This window comes from Anaerozeibacter quisquiliarum (assembly GCF_051162045.1).
Lineage (GTDB): Bacteria > Bacillota > Clostridia > Christensenellales > Aristaeellaceae > Anaerozeibacter > Anaerozeibacter quisquiliarum.
Genome location: NZ_JBISDI010000078.1, coordinates 1 through 1,999 on the forward strand (window position 1 = coordinate 1; position 1,999 = coordinate 1,999).

The 1,999-nt window shown below is 61.8% G+C and carries 2 protein-coding genes; both read left to right on the forward strand.

All coding sequences use genetic code 11. The annotated features are described in order from the left end of the window. The first annotated feature begins 6 nt into the window (after nucleotides 1-6). A complete protein-coding gene (locus ACH6CV_RS18025; RefSeq protein WP_456359607.1) occupies nucleotides 7-1,314 on the forward strand; it encodes an FAD-dependent oxidoreductase in 1,308 nt (435 codons plus the stop codon). A gap of 139 nt (nucleotides 1,315-1,453) precedes the next feature. Further along, on the forward strand, nucleotides 1,454-1,999 hold a 546-nt coding region (locus ACH6CV_RS18030), incomplete at its 3' end, for an alcohol dehydrogenase catalytic domain-containing protein (protein WP_456359606.1).

A 1,999-nucleotide genomic window follows, 5' to 3' on the forward strand; every position in this document is an offset into this window, starting at 1 on the left:
GAGCGCATGGAGACATTCGCATATAAAAAAGAAGTTCCGGTCTCAGGTCGGTATGATGTCTTGGTGGCGGGTGGCGGGCCGTCCGGTGTGTGCGCGGCGGTCGCGGCAGCCCGGGAAGGCGCGAAAGTCGCGCTGATCGAGCGCTACGGCATCTTGGGCGGTATGCTGACGAGCGGCCACGTCGGCCCGATCCTGGGCAGTGTTTCTAAAGGCACCATGCGGGACGAGTTGCTGGGCTACCTGGGCGTGCCGGGCAACGACATGCTGGGGGAGGTCGGCGTCGTCCACGACCCGGAGCGAGCCAAGCGCGCGCTCAGCGAATTTGTAAACCATGAGAACATCGACGTGTACCTGCAGACGGCGGTCGTCGACGTGGTCCGGCTGGGGAACGCCATAGTGGGCCTTGTATTGTCCTCGAAGGAAGGTTTGTTTGCGCTCCACGGCAGGGTGACTGTGGATGCTACCGGCGACGGCGACGTTGCCTTTTTCTCCGGCGCGCCCTGCGAAAAGGGGCGGGAGGAAGATGGCCTCATGCAGCCGGTGACGCTGGAATTCACCGTGGACGGCGTGGACGAGTCCCGCGGGATCGTGTGCATTGGCGACGTGGACGACGTACAGCTGAACGGCGAGCGTTTTCTCGATTTCTGCAAGCGCTACGGAGATAAGGGGATCCTGCCCAAAAATATCGTGGCAGTCCGGCTGCACCGCACGGTCGCGCCGGGCGAGCGGCGCGTCAACACCACACAGGTCAACGGCGTGGACGCGACGAAAGTCTCCCATCTCTACCCCGCGGAGCTGGAACTGCGGCGGCAGGTGGACCTTTTAGTGGATTTCTTCCGCGAGCACCTGCCGGGCTACGAAAACTGCCGCACCATCTCCAGCGCCACCACGCTGGGCGTGCGGGAAACCCGGCGTGTGTTGGGCGAATATGTGGTATCCGCCGAGGAGATGGCGGCGGGCGCACGATTCCCGGACGCGATTCTGCACAAGGTAGAGTTCATCGTGGACATCCACAACCCCGCCGGGGCAGGCCAGGCGGAGCCAAAAATCCAGTACGTCAAGCCCTATGACCTGCCCTACCGCTGCTTCGTGCCGCGCGGTGTGGAGAACCTGCTGATGGCGGGACGCGCCATCTCCGGCACGCACCGCGCGCACGCATCCTATCGCGTGATGTCCATCTGCATGGCGATAGGCCAGGCGGTCGGCGTCGCGGCAGCGCTCTGCGCTCGGGAGGACGTCGTGCCGCGCGCACTTCCTCCGAAAGCGGTGCAGGATGCGCTGACAAGACTGAATGTAGATCTTTTCAGTCAGTAATTCTTTGACAGGAAAAGTGTGGTCAATTGCAGAGTTATCCAGGTACAGGTAAACAAAGCAGGCAGAAGAAAGGATGATACGAATGGCGATCCCTGCGAAGATGAAGGCGCTGGTAGCGCACGCGCAAGGACAGTAGTCTTTGGATGAAATCCCGGTTCCGGTTCCCGGATTCGGCGAAATCCTGCTGAAAGTGGAAGCCTGCGGCATCTGCGCCGGCGATGTAAAGGCGACCCACAACGCCGCCAGGTTCTGGGGCGGGGATGGCATGCCCGGGTTCTGCGAGCCTCCCTTTACACCGGGACATGAGTTCCTAGGTGAGGTCGTCGCGATGGGCGATGGCGTCGTTAGCGGGTTTGAGATCGGCGACCGATTGGTAACCGAGCAGATCGTTCCGTGCGGCGAATGCCGCTATTGCAAGGAAGGCAAGTATTGGCTTTGCGCGCCGCACAACGTCTATGGGTTCAAGTATTACCTGAACGGCGGCATGGCGGAGTATGTGCTGCTGCCCAAGAACGCCCGCAACTACAAGATCCCCAAGGATCTGCCGATGGAAGACGCGGTACTGATCGAGCCCTATGCCTGTTCGCTGCGCGGCGTAAGGCAGGGGCGCATCACCTGTGACGACGTGGTCGTACTATCCGGCGCGGGTACGCTGGGGCTGGGCATGATCGGCGCGATCAAAATG

Bases quoted from the DNA above. Each gene is read 5' to 3' on its own strand.
- ACH6CV_RS18025 (WP_456359607.1), top strand. From the start codon at position 7: ATGGAGACATTCGCATATAAAAAAGAAGTTCCGGTCTCAGGTCGGTAT.